The sequence below is a fragment of the Lysobacter sp. OAE881 genome, from assembly GCF_040546665.1.
GTDB lineage: Bacteria > Pseudomonadota > Gammaproteobacteria > Xanthomonadales > Xanthomonadaceae > Lysobacter_J > Lysobacter_J soli.
The window spans coordinates 2,390,729-2,404,917 of record NZ_JBEPOG010000001.1; the positions used below are offsets into that span (position 1 = coordinate 2,390,729).

Annotated in this window: 14 protein-coding genes; 7 read left to right on the forward strand and 7 right to left on the reverse strand. The window is 68.0% G+C overall.

Annotation, left to right across the window (positions count from 1 at the left end):
* Positions 1-33: 33 nt before the first annotated feature.
* On the reverse strand, positions 34-1,029 hold the full coding sequence (locus tag ABIE51_RS11005; protein ID WP_192630768.1) for an AraC family transcriptional regulator: 996 nt from the start codon (positions 1,027-1,029) through the stop codon (positions 34-36).
* Between the two features lie 74 nt (positions 1,030-1,103).
* Here ABIE51_RS11005 and ABIE51_RS11010 point away from each other — a divergent pair, with 74 nt between their 5' ends.
* Both ABIE51_RS11010 and curA read left to right on the forward strand, forming a co-directional pair.
* Complete coding sequence (locus tag ABIE51_RS11010) at positions 1,104-2,333, forward strand: MFS transporter (protein ID WP_192630769.1); 1,230 nt, start codon at positions 1,104-1,106, stop codon at positions 2,331-2,333.
* Positions 2,334-2,343: 10 nt separating this feature from the next.
* Positions 2,344-3,375 carry an NADPH-dependent curcumin/dihydrocurcumin reductase gene (gene curA, locus ABIE51_RS11015; protein WP_192630770.1) on the forward strand — a complete coding sequence of 344 codons (1,032 nt, stop codon included), beginning with the start codon at positions 2,344-2,346 and terminating at the stop codon, positions 3,373-3,375.
* On the opposite strand, the gene ABIE51_RS11020 is transcribed toward curA, so the two are convergent.
* The gene (locus ABIE51_RS11020) at positions 3,372-4,643 is read right to left on the reverse strand and encodes an amidohydrolase family protein (protein ID WP_354504066.1); all 1,272 of its coding nucleotides are present in this window, start codon (positions 4,641-4,643) and stop codon (positions 3,372-3,374) included. The genes curA and ABIE51_RS11020 overlap by 4 nt on opposite strands.
* Positions 4,644-4,851: 208 nt before the next feature.
* On the opposite strand from ABIE51_RS11020, the gene paoA reads away from it, so the two are divergent.
* The 3 genes from paoA to paoC are packed head-to-tail and all read left to right on the forward strand — an operon-like array spanning position 4,852 to position 8,686.
* On the forward strand, positions 4,852-5,538 hold the full coding sequence (paoA, locus tag ABIE51_RS11025) for an aldehyde dehydrogenase iron-sulfur subunit PaoA (RefSeq protein WP_192630771.1): 687 nt from the start codon (positions 4,852-4,854) through the stop codon (positions 5,536-5,538).
* Positions 5,535-6,491 carry an FAD binding domain-containing protein gene (locus ABIE51_RS11030; RefSeq protein WP_192630772.1) on the forward strand — a complete coding sequence of 319 codons (957 nt, stop codon included), beginning with the start codon at positions 5,535-5,537 and terminating at the stop codon, positions 6,489-6,491. The genes paoA and ABIE51_RS11030 overlap by 4 nt, the downstream gene beginning before the upstream one ends.
* Positions 6,488-8,686, forward strand: coding sequence for an aldehyde oxidoreductase molybdenum-binding subunit PaoC (gene paoC / locus ABIE51_RS11035; RefSeq protein WP_192630773.1), 2,199 nt, complete (start codon positions 6,488-6,490; stop codon positions 8,684-8,686). The genes ABIE51_RS11030 and paoC overlap by 4 nt, the downstream gene beginning before the upstream one ends.
* 30 nt (positions 8,687-8,716) lie before the next feature.
* Here paoC and ABIE51_RS11040 read toward each other — a convergent pair whose 3' ends face one another.
* From ABIE51_RS11040 to dmeF, 4 genes are all read right to left on the reverse strand, one after another.
* A complete protein-coding gene (locus tag ABIE51_RS11040) occupies positions 8,717-9,028 on the reverse strand; it encodes a hypothetical protein (protein ID WP_115842303.1) in 312 nt (103 codons plus the stop codon).
* A 59-nt stretch (positions 9,029-9,087) separates the two neighbouring features.
* Entirely contained in the window at positions 9,088-9,666 is a 579-nt protein-coding gene (locus ABIE51_RS11045; protein WP_192630774.1) for a TetR/AcrR family transcriptional regulator, read from the reverse strand.
* 26 nt (positions 9,667-9,692) lie between these two features.
* Positions 9,693-10,187 (reverse strand): hypothetical protein, encoded by a 495-nt coding sequence (locus ABIE51_RS11050; protein WP_192630775.1) that lies wholly within the window; start codon positions 10,185-10,187, stop codon positions 9,693-9,695.
* Between the two features lie 81 nt (positions 10,188-10,268).
* Positions 10,269-11,249 (reverse strand): CDF family Co(II)/Ni(II) efflux transporter DmeF, encoded by a 981-nt coding sequence (gene dmeF / locus ABIE51_RS11055; protein WP_192630776.1) that lies wholly within the window; start codon positions 11,247-11,249, stop codon positions 10,269-10,271.
* Positions 11,250-11,297: 48 nt separating this feature from the next.
* Between dmeF and ABIE51_RS11060 the strand changes: the two genes are divergently transcribed.
* Together ABIE51_RS11060 and ABIE51_RS11065 are read left to right on the forward strand one after the other, a co-directional pair.
* Positions 11,298-11,570: a metal/formaldehyde-sensitive transcriptional repressor gene (locus tag ABIE51_RS11060; protein ID WP_192630777.1), complete on the forward strand. Its 273-nt coding sequence runs from the start codon at positions 11,298-11,300 to the stop codon at positions 11,568-11,570.
* 322 nt (positions 11,571-11,892) lie between these two features.
* Positions 11,893-13,104, forward strand: a complete 1,212-nt coding sequence (locus tag ABIE51_RS11065; protein WP_192630778.1) for a S1 family peptidase — start codon at positions 11,893-11,895, stop codon at positions 13,102-13,104.
* Between the two features lie 76 nt (positions 13,105-13,180).
* On the opposite strand, the gene ABIE51_RS11070 is transcribed toward ABIE51_RS11065, so the two are convergent.
* Positions 13,181-14,188 carry a bestrophin family protein gene (locus ABIE51_RS11070; RefSeq protein WP_192630779.1) on the reverse strand — a complete coding sequence of 336 codons (1,008 nt, stop codon included), beginning with the start codon at positions 14,186-14,188 and terminating at the stop codon, positions 13,181-13,183.
* Position 14,189: the final 1 nt, after the last annotated feature.

Below are 14,189 nucleotides of genomic sequence, written 5' to 3' on the forward strand. Positions count from 1 at the left end.
GGCGTTAAGCGCCCGTGATCCGTCTTCGCTCGATCACGCGCGCAGCGGTTCCTCGGTCGTCCGCACCGCGCTGGGCGGCATCCCCATGATGCGTTTGAAGGCGCGACTGAAGGAGGCTTCGGAGTCGTAGCCCAGACGCTCGGCGGCGACGGTGACGCGCATGCCTTCCTGCTGGATCCAGCGCCGCGCCTGGAACATCTTCACCTTCGCGACATAGCGCGCGGGACTTTCGCCGACGGTGCGCGTGAACGCTTCGGCGAAGCGCGAACGCGAGGCGCCCATCAACCGGGCCAGTGCCGGCACGTCCCAGTCGCGTTCGGGCTCGGCGTGGATCGCGGCGATCACCTTGCCCACCTTCGGGCACTGCACCGCGGCGATCCAGCCGGTGGAATCGCTGCAACCGCATTCGACCCAGGCGCGGATGATGCTCGCGGCGAGCACGTCGGCCAGCCGCGCGAGGATTCCGCACGCTCCGATGCGATCGAGCGAGACCTCGCGCTCCATGGCTTCGAGCACGGCGAACACGGCGGGATCGCGTTGGACCAGATCGCCCGCGTGCATGAGGTCGGGCATCATCGCCAGCAGCGGATGCAGTGGATCGAGGTTGAAGCGCATCGCGCCGCAGAACATGACGTCCGCATCGGCCGGATCGCGCGGCGTGTCGTCGGTGGAACGCACCAGGTACAGGTTTTCCGACACCGGTTCGCGCGCGAGTTCGTGGATGTCGACGGCGGGAACGTCGGGCGAACTCGCCATCACGTGGAAGCTGCCGCGCGGCAGCAGCACGGCGTCGCCGGGCCCCAGCCGCTTCCATTCGTCCGCCGCCGTCCACAGCCAGGCAGTGCCGCGTGCGACGAAATGGAACCGCGCGTCGCGCTGCGCCGGAAACGCGATCGCCCACGGCCCGTGCATCACGCAGCGGCCGTATTCGACGCCGTCGAGTCGAAGTCCCAGCAGCACGCGGGTCAGCAGGTCGCTGGCTTCGGGGGGCCGCACGGCGGCCACGTGGCGGGAGGAATCGTCATGCATTGCGGTGGTTCCGGCATTCAAACGCCTGCATCGTACGCCTAACCTGCGCTGCCCTTCCCGACTGGCAGCTCCTCGTGTCCTCAACCGAGTGTTCCGTTCCTGATGGCGATGCCGCGCCCGAGGCGTCGCCGGATGCCGCGCATTGGCCGGCCGTCGCGTCCCTCACCCTCGGCGTCTTCGGGCTGGTCACGGCCGAGTTCCTGCCCGCGAGCCTGCTCACCGCGATGGCCGCCGACCTGCGCATCAGCGAAGGCGCCGCGGGCCAGACCGTGACCGCAACGGCGCTCATCGGCGCCATCGCCGCGCCGTCGATTCCCGTGCTCACGCGACGCATGGATCGCCGCCGCGTGATGCTCGCCCTCACCCTCGCGCTGTTGCTGTCGAACACGATCGCCGTGTTCGCCTCGAGCCTGACGACCCTGCTCGTCGCGCGGGTGCTGCTCGGCGTCGCGCTCGGCGGGTTCTGGTCGATGGCGGCACCGCTCGCGCTGCGGCTGGTGCCCGAATCGCTGTTTCCGCGCGCGATGTCGCTAATCCTCACCGGCGTATCGGTCGCGACGGTCTGCGCGGCGCCGATCGGCGCGTGGATGGGCGATGCGTGGGGCTGGCGCAGTGCGTTCGTGGCGGCCGGCGCGGTCGGCGTGGTCACGCTGGTCGCCCAGTGGCTCACCCTTCCGGCGCTGCCGCCGAAGACGCAACCGGACCTTCGTGTGCTCGCCGAGCTCGTAACGCGCGGACCGGTGCGCGCCGCGCTCGTCGTCGTGCTGCTGGTGATCTCCGGGCACTTCGCAGGCTTCACCTACATCCGGCCGCTCATGGAGAACGTCACGCACCTGTCGATCGGCGCGGTCTCCGCCGTGCTGATGGGTTATGGGATCGGCGGCTTCTTCGGCAACCTCGCGGGCGGCTACGTCGCCGGGCGCAGCGAACGTCATGCGATCGTGCTCGGCAGCGTCGCCATCGCGGCACTTGCGGTCGCCTTGCTGATCGCCGGCCACTCGGCGGGCGTCGCGTCCGTGGCGATCGTGCTGTGGGGTTTCGCGTTCGGCGCGTTTCCGGTCGGCTTCCAGATCTGGATCGTGCGCGCTGCGCCGGACCAGGCCGAAGGCGCGAGCGGCCTGCTGGTGGCGGCGTTCCAGACCGCCATCGCCACCGGCGCGATCGGCGGCGGCGTGCTGGTCGATCGCATCGGCGCGCTGGGCGGTCCGCTGTTCGCCGTCGTCGCGATGACGCTCGGCGCGATGCTGACGCTGCGTTACGGCCCGCGCGGTTCCACTCCCCTTGCCGTCACGGCGTCCCACTGAGACCACGACCATGAGCGAGACCCGCCTCAACCGCCGCTTCACGCTCGCCGCGCGTCCGCAGGGCACGCCGACCGCACGCGACTTCCACTTCGGGACGCAACCCGTGCCGGAACCGGCCGACGGCCAGGTGCTGCTGCGCACGCGCTACCTGTCGCTCGATCCCTACATGCGCGGAATGATGGACGAGGCCGGCCCGGGCTACGCGCCCGCCGTGCAACTCGGCCAGACGATGGTCGGCGGCACGGTCAGCGTCGTCGAAGCCTCGCGCCATCCGCGCTTCAGCGTCGGGCAGCTCGTCCTGTCGAACTCGGGTTGGCAGGACTACGCGCTTTCCGATGGTGCGGACCTCACGCCGCTGGGCGGGATGGCGCAGCCGTCGCTGGCGCTCGGTGGACTGGGGATGCCGGGATTCACGGCCTACGTCGGCCTGCTGGACATCGGCGAACCCAAGCCGGGCGAGACCGTCGTCGTGGCCGCCGCGACAGGCGCGGTTGGTTCGGTGGTCGGGCAGCTCGCGAAGCTCAAGGGCGCGCGCGTGGTCGGCATCGCCGGTGGTGCGGACAAGTGCCGGCATGCAGTCGAGGTACTGGGCTTCGACGCCTGCCTGGACCATCGCGAACCCGATCTGAAATCGCGCCTGGCCGCCGCATGCCCCGACGGCATCGACGTGTACTTCGAGAACGTCGGCGGCGAGGTGCTCGACGCGGTACTGCCGCTATTGAACCTGCACGCACGCATCCCGGTGTGCGGGTTCATCGCGCACTACAACCAGCCACGCGGCGGCGAGGCGTCCGTCGACAAACGCACGCAGCTGCTCGGCGTCATCCTCGCCAGGCGCGTGCGCATGCAGGGCTTCATCATCCTCGACCATTACGCGACGCGATTCGCCGACTTCCGGCGCGACATGGCGCAGTGGATCGACGAAGGCCGCATCGTGCTGGTCGAGGACATCGTCGACGGCCTCGAACAGGCGCCCGACGCGTTCATCGGGCTGCTGCAGGGCCGCAACTTCGGAAAACTCGTCGTGCGCGTATCGGACTAGCGCTGCGGCGGCGCGGTGGCGGCGTCGTAGATCACGCGTCCGCCGCGCACCGTCATGCGGACGTCGGCGAAGGCGTCCGCGCTGGCTTGCGGGTCGGTGCGAAGGATGACGAGATCGCCGGCCAAGCCTTCGGCCACACGACCGCGCTGCGCGCCCTGCCCGAAGCGTTGCGCGGGCGCGGTGGTGAGGCTGGCCAGGATCTGGCGCCAGTCCAGACCCGCCGCTGTCATCAGCCGATACTCCAGGTGCGTGTCGTAGACCTCGATGTAGCCGGCGTCGGTGCCGAACAGGATCTGCCCGCCGCCGCGCGACATCGCACCGGTCTGCTGCGTCACCGCGCCGATGAAACGCTGCACCACGGCCTCCGGCGCGCCTTCGCGGCGAAGCTCGGAATCGAACAGCGTCAGCGTGGGCACCAGCGCCACGTTGGCGGCCTTCAGGCGCGCGACGAGGGCCGGCGACCATTCGCCCGCTTCGGGCGCGGTGTGCGCGAGCACGTCGACGCCGCTGTCGATCGCCACGTCCAGCCCGGCCTGGTCGGTCGGATGCGCGAACGCGGGTTTTCCATGCGCGTGCGCCTCTTCGACGATGGCATGCGCGATTTCCTTCGACATCGGCAGCACGCCCTGCGGCGGGCCGACGATCGCGCCGGTGAACAGCTTCACGCCATCCGCGCCGGCTTCGATCTGCGCGGCCGCGCGCGAACGTGCCTGCTCCACGGTCGCCACCTCGCCGCTGGGCGATTTCGTCTGCGCCCACAGCTCGCGCACGTAGATCGGCGTACCGCGTTCGGGGAAGAACGGCATGTCGACGGTGAGCAGTTGCGGGCCGACCACGTCGCCACGCTCGACGCGCTGGCGCAGGGCGCTCACGTCGCCGGGCAGCGATGCGATATCGAACAGCGTGGTGAAGCCCCATCGCGTGAAGCGCTCGCGCAACGCGCCGGTTAGCGCCTCGGCGGGCTGGTCATCGGGACGATGGAACGGCGGCGCGATCAGGTGCACGTGGCTGTTCCAGAAGCCCGCCGTGACGCTGGCGCCGCGTCCGTCGACGACCTGCACGCCACGCGGAACCTTGACGCCCTTGCGCGGGCCGACCGCCGCGATGCGACCGTCACGGATCAACACCGTCGCATCGTCGATCGGTGCGGCGTCCGGTGCGGGATATACGCGCGCACCGACGACGGCCAGGTCCTGCGCGGCGGCGGGCATCGCGAAGGACAACAACAGGGCGCCGGCGGCGCACAGCTTCGGAGCGATCTTCGACATCGTGGTTCCCCCGTGGATTGCCTGATGGTGCCCGAGGCGCCGCCGACGGTACACCGCCAGAAGTCAGGAGCGCTGCGAAACGGCTCGCCTTGCCGCATGCACGCATTGGCGCTGGCGCGGATGCGATCACGCAACCATGCCGGCTCGCGTGGTAACAATCGGGGTTCGCGATGTCCCCTAGCCATTCCTCTTCCGGGAACCCTAGCCAATGGACAAGGAATCTCCGCTCGACCCGCGCGGTCTCGACATCAATCCGCTCGAAACACGGGTGAGCCGGCGAAAGGTGCTGATCGCGGGTACCGTCACGGCTGCGTCGGGTGCGCTGCCCGCCATGGCGACGCTGGCGAACGAAGCGACCGCCCCCGCGGAGGCCAGACCAGTGGTGATGTCCAAGGTGACGTTCGAAGTGAACGGCCAGTCGCGCTCGCTCGAACTCGATACGCGCACCACGCTGCTGGACGCGCTGCGCGAGCACCTGCGGCTTACGGGTACGAAGAAGGGTTGCGACCACGGCCAGTGCGGCGCGTGCACCGTCATCGTCGACGGGCGCCGCATCAACTCGTGCCTGACGCTGGCGGTGATGAACGAAGGCGCGAAGATCACCACGATCGAAGGCCTGGGCACGCCGCAGAGCCTGCATCCCATGCAGGCGGCATTCGTGAAGCACGACGGCTACCAGTGCGGTTACTGCACGCCCGGGCAGATCTGCTCGGCCGTGGCGATGCTGGACGAAGTGAAGGCCGGCATTCCCAGCCACGTGACCGGCGATCTCACCGCACGCACGCGCCTGAGCGTGGACGAGGCCCGCGAGCGCATGAGCGGCAACATCTGCCGGTGCGGCGCGTACTCCAACATCATGGACGCCATCGGCGATGTCGCGGGAGGGCTGGCATGAAGGCCTTCTCGTACGAACGCGCCCGCACGCCGGCCGAAGCCGCCGCGGCGGTCGCACGACAGTCCGGCGCGAAGTTCATCGCCGGCGGCACCAACCTGCTCGACCTGATGAAGCTCGACATCGAAACGCCGACGCATCTGGTCGACGTGAACGGCGTCGGGCTGGATGAGATCGCGAAGGCCGACGGCGGCGGGTTGCGCATCGGCGCGCTCGTGCGCAACACGGACCTTGCCGCACACAAGACCGTGCGGCGCGACTATCCCGTGCTGTCGCGTGCGCTGCTGTCGGGCGCGTCGGGGCAGCTTCGCAACCGCGCGACCACCGCCGGCAACCTGCTGCAGCGCACGCGCTGCCCCTACTTCTACGACACCGACCAGGCGTGCAACAAACGCCTGCCCGGCAGCGGATGCTCCGCGCTCGGCGGCTTTTCGCGCCACAACGCGATCGTCGGCGTCAGCGATGCCTGCATCGCGACGCATCCCAGCGACATGGCCGTCGCGATGCGCGTGCTCGATGCGGTCGTCGAAACCGTCGACCCGCAGGGCCAGACGCGCTCGATCCCCATCGCCGACCTGCATCGCCTGCCCGGCGAGACGCCGCATATCGAACACACTTTGAAACCCGGCGAGATGATCACCGCGGTCACGCTGCCCAAACCCGTCGGCGGAACGCAGATCTACCGCAAGGTGCGCGATCGTGCGTCGTATGCGTTCGCGCTCGTGTCGGTGGCGGCGGTCGTGCAGCGCGACGGCACCGGGCGCGTGGCGATGGGCGGCGTCGCGCACAAGCCGTGGCGCGTCGAGGCCGCCGACGCCGCGATGCCGCAAGGGGCTCGTGCGGTTGCCTCGGCATTGCTCGACGGCGCACGCACCACGCACGACAACGCGTTCAAGAAGCCGCTCGCCGAACGCACCATCGCCGCCGTTCTGGTCGAGGCCGGGAGGACCGCATGAAGTTCGACACGCCCGCCACCACCAATCCCATCGACCAGGGCAAGGTCGTCGGCAAGGCGACCGATCGCATCGAAGGGCCGCTCAAGACCACCGGCACCGCGCCCTACGCCTACGAACGCCACGACGTCGTGCCGAACCAGGCGTACGGCTACGTGGTCGGCGCCGGCATCGCGAAGGGGCGCATTGCGCTTCTGGACGACAGCGCCGCGCGCAAGGCGCCCGGCGTGCTCGCGGTCGTGACCGCGAAGAATGCCGGCACGCTCGGGCTCGGCAGGTTCAACACGGCCAAACTGCTCGGCGGGCCGGAGATCCAGCACTACCACCAGGCCATTGCCGTCGTCGTCGCCGAAACGTTCGAGCAGGCGCGCGCCGCCGCGCAGCTCATCCGCGTCGATTACCAGCGCACGAAAGGCGCGTACGACCTCGAGAAGGCCAAGCCCGACGCCATCGCGCCGAAGAACGAGAAGCCCGACAGCGGTGCGGGCGATTTCGAAACGGCCTTCAGGAACGCGCCGGTACAGTTCGACGCGACCTACACAACGCCCGACGAATCGCACGCGATGATGGAACCGCATGCGTCCATCGCCGCGTGGAACGGCGACAAGCTCACCGTGTGGACGTCGAACCAGATGATCGACTGGGGCGTCGGCGATCTCGCGAAAACGCTCGGCATCCCGAAGGAGAACGTGCGCCTCATCTCGCCTTACATCGGCGGCGGTTTCGGCGGAAAGCTCTTCCTTCGCGCCGACGCATTGATGGCGGCGCTCGGCGCGCGCGCGGCGAAGCGGCCGGTGAAGGTCGCACTGCAGCGCCCCCTGATGATCAACAACACCACGCATCGCCCCGCCACGATCCAGCGCGTGCGCCTGGGCGCGACGAAGGACGGCAAGCTCACCGCGATCGGCCACGAGAGCTGGAACGGGGACCTGCCCGGCGGCGGGCTTGAAGTGGCGACGCAGCAGACGCGCCTGCTCTACGCCGGCGAGAACCGCATGACGCGCATGCGCCTGGCGACGCTCGACCTGCCCGAAGGCAATGCGATGCGCGCGCCCGGCGAAGCGCCGGGCATGATGGTGCTCGAAGTGGCGATGGACGAGATGGCGGAAAAGCTGGGCATGGACCCGGTGGAGTTCCGCATCCTCAACGACACGCAGGTCGATCCGGAAAACCCGTCGCGCCCGTTCTCCAAGCGCCAGTTCGTGCAATGCCTGCGCACCGGCGCCGAGCGTTTCGGCTGGAGCAAGCGCGCGACCAAGCCCGGCAGCGTGCGCGAAGGACGCTGGCTGGTCGGCATGGGCGTGGCGAGCGCGTTCCGCAACAACCTGGTGACCAAATCGGCGGGGCGCGTGCGACTGGATGGACGCGGCATCGTCACGGTCGAAACCGACATGACCGACATCGGCACCGGTTCGTACACGATCATCGCGCAGACCGCCGCGGAGATGATGGGCGTGCCGCTCGACAACGTCGTGGTGAAACTGGGCGATTCGACGTTCCCCGTTTCGTGCGGCTCGGGCGGACAGTGGGGCGGCAACAACTCCACCGCCGGCGTGTTCGCCGCATGCTCGAAACTGCGCGAGGACGTCGCGAAGAAACTCGGCATCGATCCCGCGACGGCGACGTTCGTCGATGGGCGCGTCGAATCGGGCGATCGTCGTCTCGCGCTCGCCGACGCCGCGAAGGACGGCGAACTGGTCGCCGAGGACCGCATCGAGTACGGCGATCTCGACAAGCGTTACCAGCAATCCACCTTCGGCGCGCATTTCTGCGAAGTCGCGGTGCATGCCGACACCGGCGAGATCCGCGTGCGCCGCATGCTGGCCGTGTGCGCGGCCGGCCGCATCCTCAACCCGAAGGCCGCGCGCAGCCAGGTGATCGGCGCGATGACGATGGGCGTGGGTGCCGCGCTGATGGAGGAACTCGCCATCGACCAGCGCCTGGGCTTTTTCGTCAACCACGACCTCGCCAGCTACGAAGTGCCGGTGCATGCCGACATCCCGCACCAGGACGTGATCTTCCTCGACGAAACCGATCCGATGTCATCGCCGATGAAAGCCAAGGGCGTGGGCGAACTGGGTATCTGCGGCGTCGGCGCGGCGGTGGCGAACGCGATCCACAACGCGACGGGATTCCGCGTGCGCAAATACCCGATCACGCTCGACAAGCTGCTCGATCACCTGCCGGCGATCGCGTGACCTGAGCTCCCGTGCGGCGAGCGATCGCCGCTACGGAAGCTTGAACTTGCGCGTCGTGCGCAGCGGCCAGAGCGAGGTGAACTTCGCGCCGCCGACGAGGCGATAGGCGCTCGACACGCCGTTTTCAATGCCCATGCGCTCCAGCACGTCGCGCGCCTTGCGAAACGACTGCCGCGGATCGGCCGTCAGCATGAACAGGTTGATCTCGTCGCGACTGACGTCATAACCCTCGAGTTCGACCTTGTCGCCAAGCGCCTGCTTCAGCTCGGCCTCGATGGTCGCAAGGAAGTCCTCGTTCGCCAGCGACTTGCGCCAGAACTTGATGATCAGCTGGTAGTCCATGGGGCGATTGTAAGTGCATTGGGGTGACGGGCTCGCGGGCTTCGAGCGCGCACGCCGCCTCAGGACGCTTTCAATCGGTCGGTCGCCGTCCTCGCGATGGTCCAGAAAAGCGACGTGTCCCCCGCCGCACGCGCGGCGAGCATGGCCCCGTGGATCGAGGCGACGAAGGTCACTGCTTCCGACGCCGGGCTGTCGCGCAATTCGATGACGCCCTTCGACGCGCCCTCTTCCAGCGTGCTCGCGATCCACGCATGCAGCTCGTCGAAGTGCCCCTTTACCTCCTCGGCGACTTCGGCCGGGACCGAGGGCAATTCCGCCGCCAACAGCGCGCAGATGCAGATCGGCGGGCTCGCCTTCTCGATGCACTCGGCCCAGAAGCGGCTGTAGGCCACCAGTCGATCCAGCGCATCGGGGACCGCATCGTCCAGCGCCTGCAGGCCGGCGCGCGTCGCATTCCGATGCACGACGACCGTGGCTTTGACCAGGTCGGCCTTGCTCGGGAAGTGATGATGGATGCTGGCCTTGCGCACTTCGACCAGCTCGGCGATATCCGCGTAGCTGAAGCCGTTGTAGCCGCCCGCCGCGATCAGCTCGTTCGCACGCTGGATGATTTCCTGCGCTTTCGGGGAGTACTGCATCGACGTCTCCGGATCGTGCTGCGACATCAGGCAACTGACGGATTCAAGGCCGGTTGCTGCTTCGCGATCGAGCGCAACTGCAGTGGAACGCCGACCAGCAGCAACAGCAGCAGCACGCCCTGCGCACCGAGCAGCAGCGGATCCTTCATGTCTGTCACCAGCGGGTGGCCGGCGGGCAGTCGCCGCAGGCTCTCGCTGACGGTCGGCACCATCAGCAGGAAGACGCTGAGGCTCAGCGCCGCCGTTTCGACGTAATGCGCGGCGCGCGGCCGACCCGGCCACTTGGAGAGGCCATAGCCCACCAGCAGCGCGACGAGCGTGACCGTGGCGACGATCGCGCTCACGGGTTGGTGCGCGATCGGATAGACCGTGAGCACGCCGAGCAGCATGAACCAGAAGTACGTCCGCCCCGCTCGGGTCGCCGGGGCGATGCGGCCATGCTTGAACAGCATGTACGCGGCGAGCGGGATGGCCGGGAGGCTGCCCAGCGTGTGCAGCCAGCCGAGGGGGGAAATGGTCATGGGTCGCTCCTGTGGGTGCAGGAACTCTACCTACCAGTTGGTAGGTTGGCAAGTCACCGCCACACAAGGGCTTCGCTGACCCTAGCGGGTGGCGTGCCGCACCTCGATCGTCACGTGCACGATCTCCTCGTGGACGGACAGCGCCTTGTGGAAGACGTCCGGTTCGACCGGCGCATCGGTGACGACCTCCGCCGTGCAGGCGTACTTTCCGCGTCCGACCTGCCAGACATGCAGATCGCTGATGCGCGCGCGAACGTCGCCCTCCTCGATCGCTTCGCGGATCTCCTCCACGACCGGCGCGTCCATCTGCGCATCGAGCAGGATGCGCCCGCTGTCGCGGACCAGGCCCCAGGCCCAGCCCGCCACCAGCGCCGCACCGACAAGACCCATCACCGGATCGAGCCACGCCGCGCCGAACATCATGCCGCCCAGCAGCGCGACGATGGCGAGCACCGACGTCGCCGCATCGGCGATCACGTGCAGGTAGGCGGAGCGCTGGTTCAGATCGTGGTGGTGGTGATGTCCGTGGTGATGTCCGTGATGATCGCCATGGTGATGATCGTCATGGCCGTGGTGATGGTCATGGTGGTCGTGCCCGTGCGGATGATGGTCGCGCAGCCACCACGCGCACAGCAGGTTGACCGCGAGGCCGACCACCGCGATGGCGATGGCCTGCTCGTAATGGATCGCGCTCGGGTTGAACAGGCGTTCGACCGACTGGAACGCCATCAGCGCCGCCACGCCCATCAGCGCGATGGCGCTGGTGTAGCCGCCGAGGATCTCGATCTTCCAGGTGCCGAACGCGAATCGCCGGTCGCCCGCGTAGCGTCGCGCGCATGCGTAAGCGAACGCCGACAGACCCAGCGCCAGCGCGTGCGAACTCATGTGCCAGCCGTCGGCGAGCACGGCCATCGAGTTGAACCACCAGCCGCCGGTGATCTCGATGACCATCATGGCCAGCGTGAGCCACATCGCGCGGCGGGTGTTGCGTTCGGCGAGCGGATTGCCCTGGTCGAAGGCGTGGCTGTGGCGCCGGCTGTCGGCAATGGCGTCGAGGTTCATGCGTGCGTGCTGGACTGGATACCCCCATAGGGTATAGCCTCGCTTCCCATGGCGCACGTCAATCGCGACAAGAAGAAGCTGCTGACCCGCGTGCGACGCGTCGCAGGCCAGGTGGCGGCGCTCGAACACGCGCTTGAAGCCGATGCGGACTGCGCGGACGTGCTCATCCAGATCGCGGCCGCGAAGGGCGCGATCCACGGGCTGATGATGGAAGTGCTGTCCGGCCACCTCGCCGAACACGTCGTGGCCGAAGCTTCGGCGACGAAGCGCGCCCGCGAAGCGCAGGCGATCGTCGAGCTGCTGAAGGGCTACGCGAAGTAGTTCGCGGCAACCAAGGAACCCCTATTCGACCGGGGAGCGGAAGCAGCCTCATCCATCGCAAATGCCCCGCCGGCGTGATCTCCACGCACGGCTTTGCTTCACGAGCTTCCGACAGTTCTCCGACAGCAAGAGCCTGCGATCGCGCAGCGCATCACAGAAATCGGCGTGCAATCTGCCGGCCACCGAAGCGTGCGGTGACCTTCACGCGCCGCTAGCAAACTGGGCAGCAGCATCCGTCGTCCGGGCCGTTCGACTGCACCCAGACCACGCCGTAATCGCGAAAAGCCCGGCGATCCGACCTTCCACTTCCGGGGTAATGCCGATGCGCAAGTTCGCTTCCTGGGCCCGTCGCGGCCTGATTCTGCTTTCGCCGATTCCGCTGTTCGCCGCAATGACGGCGCACGCTGCCGATCCGTCCGACACGCTGCACGCCTCGGTTCGGGCGGCGATGGAGCGCGACCTCAATCTCACCTCGAACCAGCTCTCGCAGTACCTGCGCATCGAACGTCTTGCGAACGTGCAGGAGAAACAACTGGCGAAGGCGCAGGGTCGCGCGTTCGCGGGAAGCTGGATCGAGCGCAAGGCCAACGGCGAATTCCATGTCGTCGTGGCGACGACGTCCCTGCGCGCTGCGAAGGGAACGGCCGATGTCGAAGTCCGCAATGCCCGCCACAGCCTGGTGCAACTGGAAACCGCCAAGGGTCAACTCGACGGCCTGCTCGCTCGCGCGGGCAAGGTGCCGGCGGGCGTGTACGGCTGGTACGTCGACCTGCCGCGCAACAGCCTGGTGGTGAGCGTGGGCAAGGGCCGGGAACAGGCCGGCATCGATTTCGTCGCCGCCAGCGGCGCCGACGTGCAGACCGTGCGCATCGAAACCGCCGAGGAACAACCGAGCCTGCGCGTCGCGCTCGAAGGCGGCCTGGGTTATCTGCGCAATCCGGGCGACGGTTACCTCTACGCCTGCTCGATCGGATTCCCCGTGGCCCAGGGCGGCTACGTCACGGCCGGTCACTGCGGCGACGCGGGCGAGCCGGTGTACTTCGAGCCGTCCCAGTGGACGCTCGGGCCGAAGATCGGATCGTTCGTCGCTTCCAGCTTCCCCGCGGCAGGACAGACCGGTAACGACTTCGCCTGGGTGAAGGTCGATTCGGGCCACACGCTGGCGCCGACGGTCGACGGATACGGCAACGGCGACGTCACCGTTCGCGGCAGCACCGAAGCGGCGGTCGGCGCGGCGATCTGCCGTTCGGGTCGGACGACCGGATGGCGCTGCGGCACGATCGAGGCGAAGAACCAGACGGTGAGCTACAGCACCGGCGAGACGATCCTCAACCTCACGCGCACCACGGCCTGCTCCGAAGGCGGCGATTCCGGTGGCTCGTTCATCACCGGCGCGGGCCAGGCGCAAGGCGTGCTGTCGGGTGGCAGCGGCAGTTGCAAGGGCAAGACGCCGAACAACCGCACGCGCAGCTTCTACCAGCCCGTGCTGCCGATCCTGCAGAACTACAACCTGACGCTGCTCACCGGCACCTGATCGCACGTTCCGTATCGCGTGACAGCAAACGCCCCGGCTTGCCGGGGCGTTTGTTCGCGCGCTCGACGAGTCCGCCTCACATCGCGATGTCGCCTGTCGCGAGCGTTTCGGCCGGCACGCCCTGCTCGCCCAGCAGTTCGCGCAGGTCGATCTCCACTTCCTGGCTGATGCGGCTGATCGGCACGTCGTTGGCGCCGCCTTCGAACGGGTTCTCCGTGCTCTCGCCGACCAGGTCGAGCGCGCAGTACATCCACGAAATCAACAGGCTCAGCGGGATGACGAGCCACACCATGCCGCCCTTCGCCCAACCGTCGACCGCCGCGTTGAGGCGTTCGAACTCGCCGATCATGCCGAACGGCAGCAGCACGCACATGATCCGCACGAACAGCGTGTTGATGAACGCGTGCTGCCGCGGATACGGGAAATCCTTGATGCGTTCGCTCTTTCCCTGCAGGTCCTGGAAATCGCGAATGAGCTTCTGCAGGTCGGAGAAACCGTTCATCGTCAGCTTGCCGTCGCCAAGCAGTTCCTTCGTCGCCCGGCTTTGAAGCCCCAGTACCTGCAGGGCGCGATTGCGCGATTCCAGTACCTGCGCCGCCTCGCCCGGCGGCAGGTACTTCACCAGTTCGTTCGCCAGCGTCTGCTCGCGTTCGGGGATGCGGTAAAGGCGGAGGTATTCGACGTTGTTCGCCTTCCGTGCGTTCTCCCACACGCGCGGCTGGCGCATCTCGAAGCGCAGTGCGGCCAGCCACGCAAGGTGGCGATACACCAGGCTGCGCGCCGCATCGTTGTTCGCGCAGAGGTCGCGCGCCGTCGCGCCCAGCACGCGGCTGCTGCTGGCGATCGACGACCAGACCTGCTGCGCCTCCTGCATGCGGTTGTAGGTCTGCACGTTCTTGAAGCCCGACGACAGCGCCACCGTGGTACCCAGCAGGAACACCACGCCCCACGGAATCGCGAGCCAGTGCCAGCCCGCCAGCTGGTACAGCAGGACGGGTACCGCACTCACCACGATCAGCACGTAGATCGTGCGTCGCGTCCAGCCGATGAATTCGGGCAGCTTGTAGGACTTTCCGGTGTGCATG

Bases quoted from the DNA above. Each gene is read 5' to 3' on its own strand.
- ABIE51_RS11065 (WP_192630778.1), top strand. From the start codon at position 11,893: ATGCGCAAGTTCGCTTCCTGGGCCCGTCGCGGCCTGATTCTGCTTTCG.
- ABIE51_RS11030 (WP_192630772.1), top strand. From the start codon at position 5,535: ATGAAGGCCTTCTCGTACGAACGCGCCCGCACGCCGGCCGAAGCCGCC.
- ABIE51_RS11060 (WP_192630777.1), top strand. From the start codon at position 11,298: ATGGCGCACGTCAATCGCGACAAGAAGAAGCTGCTGACCCGCGTGCGA.
- ABIE51_RS11005 (WP_192630768.1), bottom strand. From the start codon at position 1,029: ATGCATGACGATTCCTCCCGCCACGTGGCCGCCGTGCGGCCCCCCGAA.
- paoA (WP_192630771.1), top strand. From the start codon at position 4,852: ATGGACAAGGAATCTCCGCTCGACCCGCGCGGTCTCGACATCAATCCG.
- ABIE51_RS11020 (WP_354504066.1), bottom strand. From the start codon at position 4,643: ATGTCGAAGATCGCTCCGAAGCTGTGCGCCGCCGGCGCCCTGTTGTTG.
- dmeF (WP_192630776.1), bottom strand. From the start codon at position 11,249: ATGAACCTCGACGCCATTGCCGACAGCCGGCGCCACAGCCACGCCTTC.
- paoC (WP_192630773.1), top strand. From the start codon at position 6,488: ATGAAGTTCGACACGCCCGCCACCACCAATCCCATCGACCAGGGCAAG.
- ABIE51_RS11045 (WP_192630774.1), bottom strand. From the start codon at position 9,666: ATGCAGTACTCCCCGAAAGCGCAGGAAATCATCCAGCGTGCGAACGAG.
- ABIE51_RS11050 (WP_192630775.1), bottom strand. From the start codon at position 10,187: ATGACCATTTCCCCCCTCGGCTGGCTGCACACGCTGGGCAGCCTCCCG.
- ABIE51_RS11040 (WP_115842303.1), bottom strand. From the start codon at position 9,028: ATGGACTACCAGCTGATCATCAAGTTCTGGCGCAAGTCGCTGGCGAAC.
- curA (WP_192630770.1), top strand. From the start codon at position 2,344: ATGAGCGAGACCCGCCTCAACCGCCGCTTCACGCTCGCCGCGCGTCCG.
- ABIE51_RS11070 (WP_192630779.1), bottom strand. From the start codon at position 14,188: ATGCACACCGGAAAGTCCTACAAGCTGCCCGAATTCATCGGCTGGACG.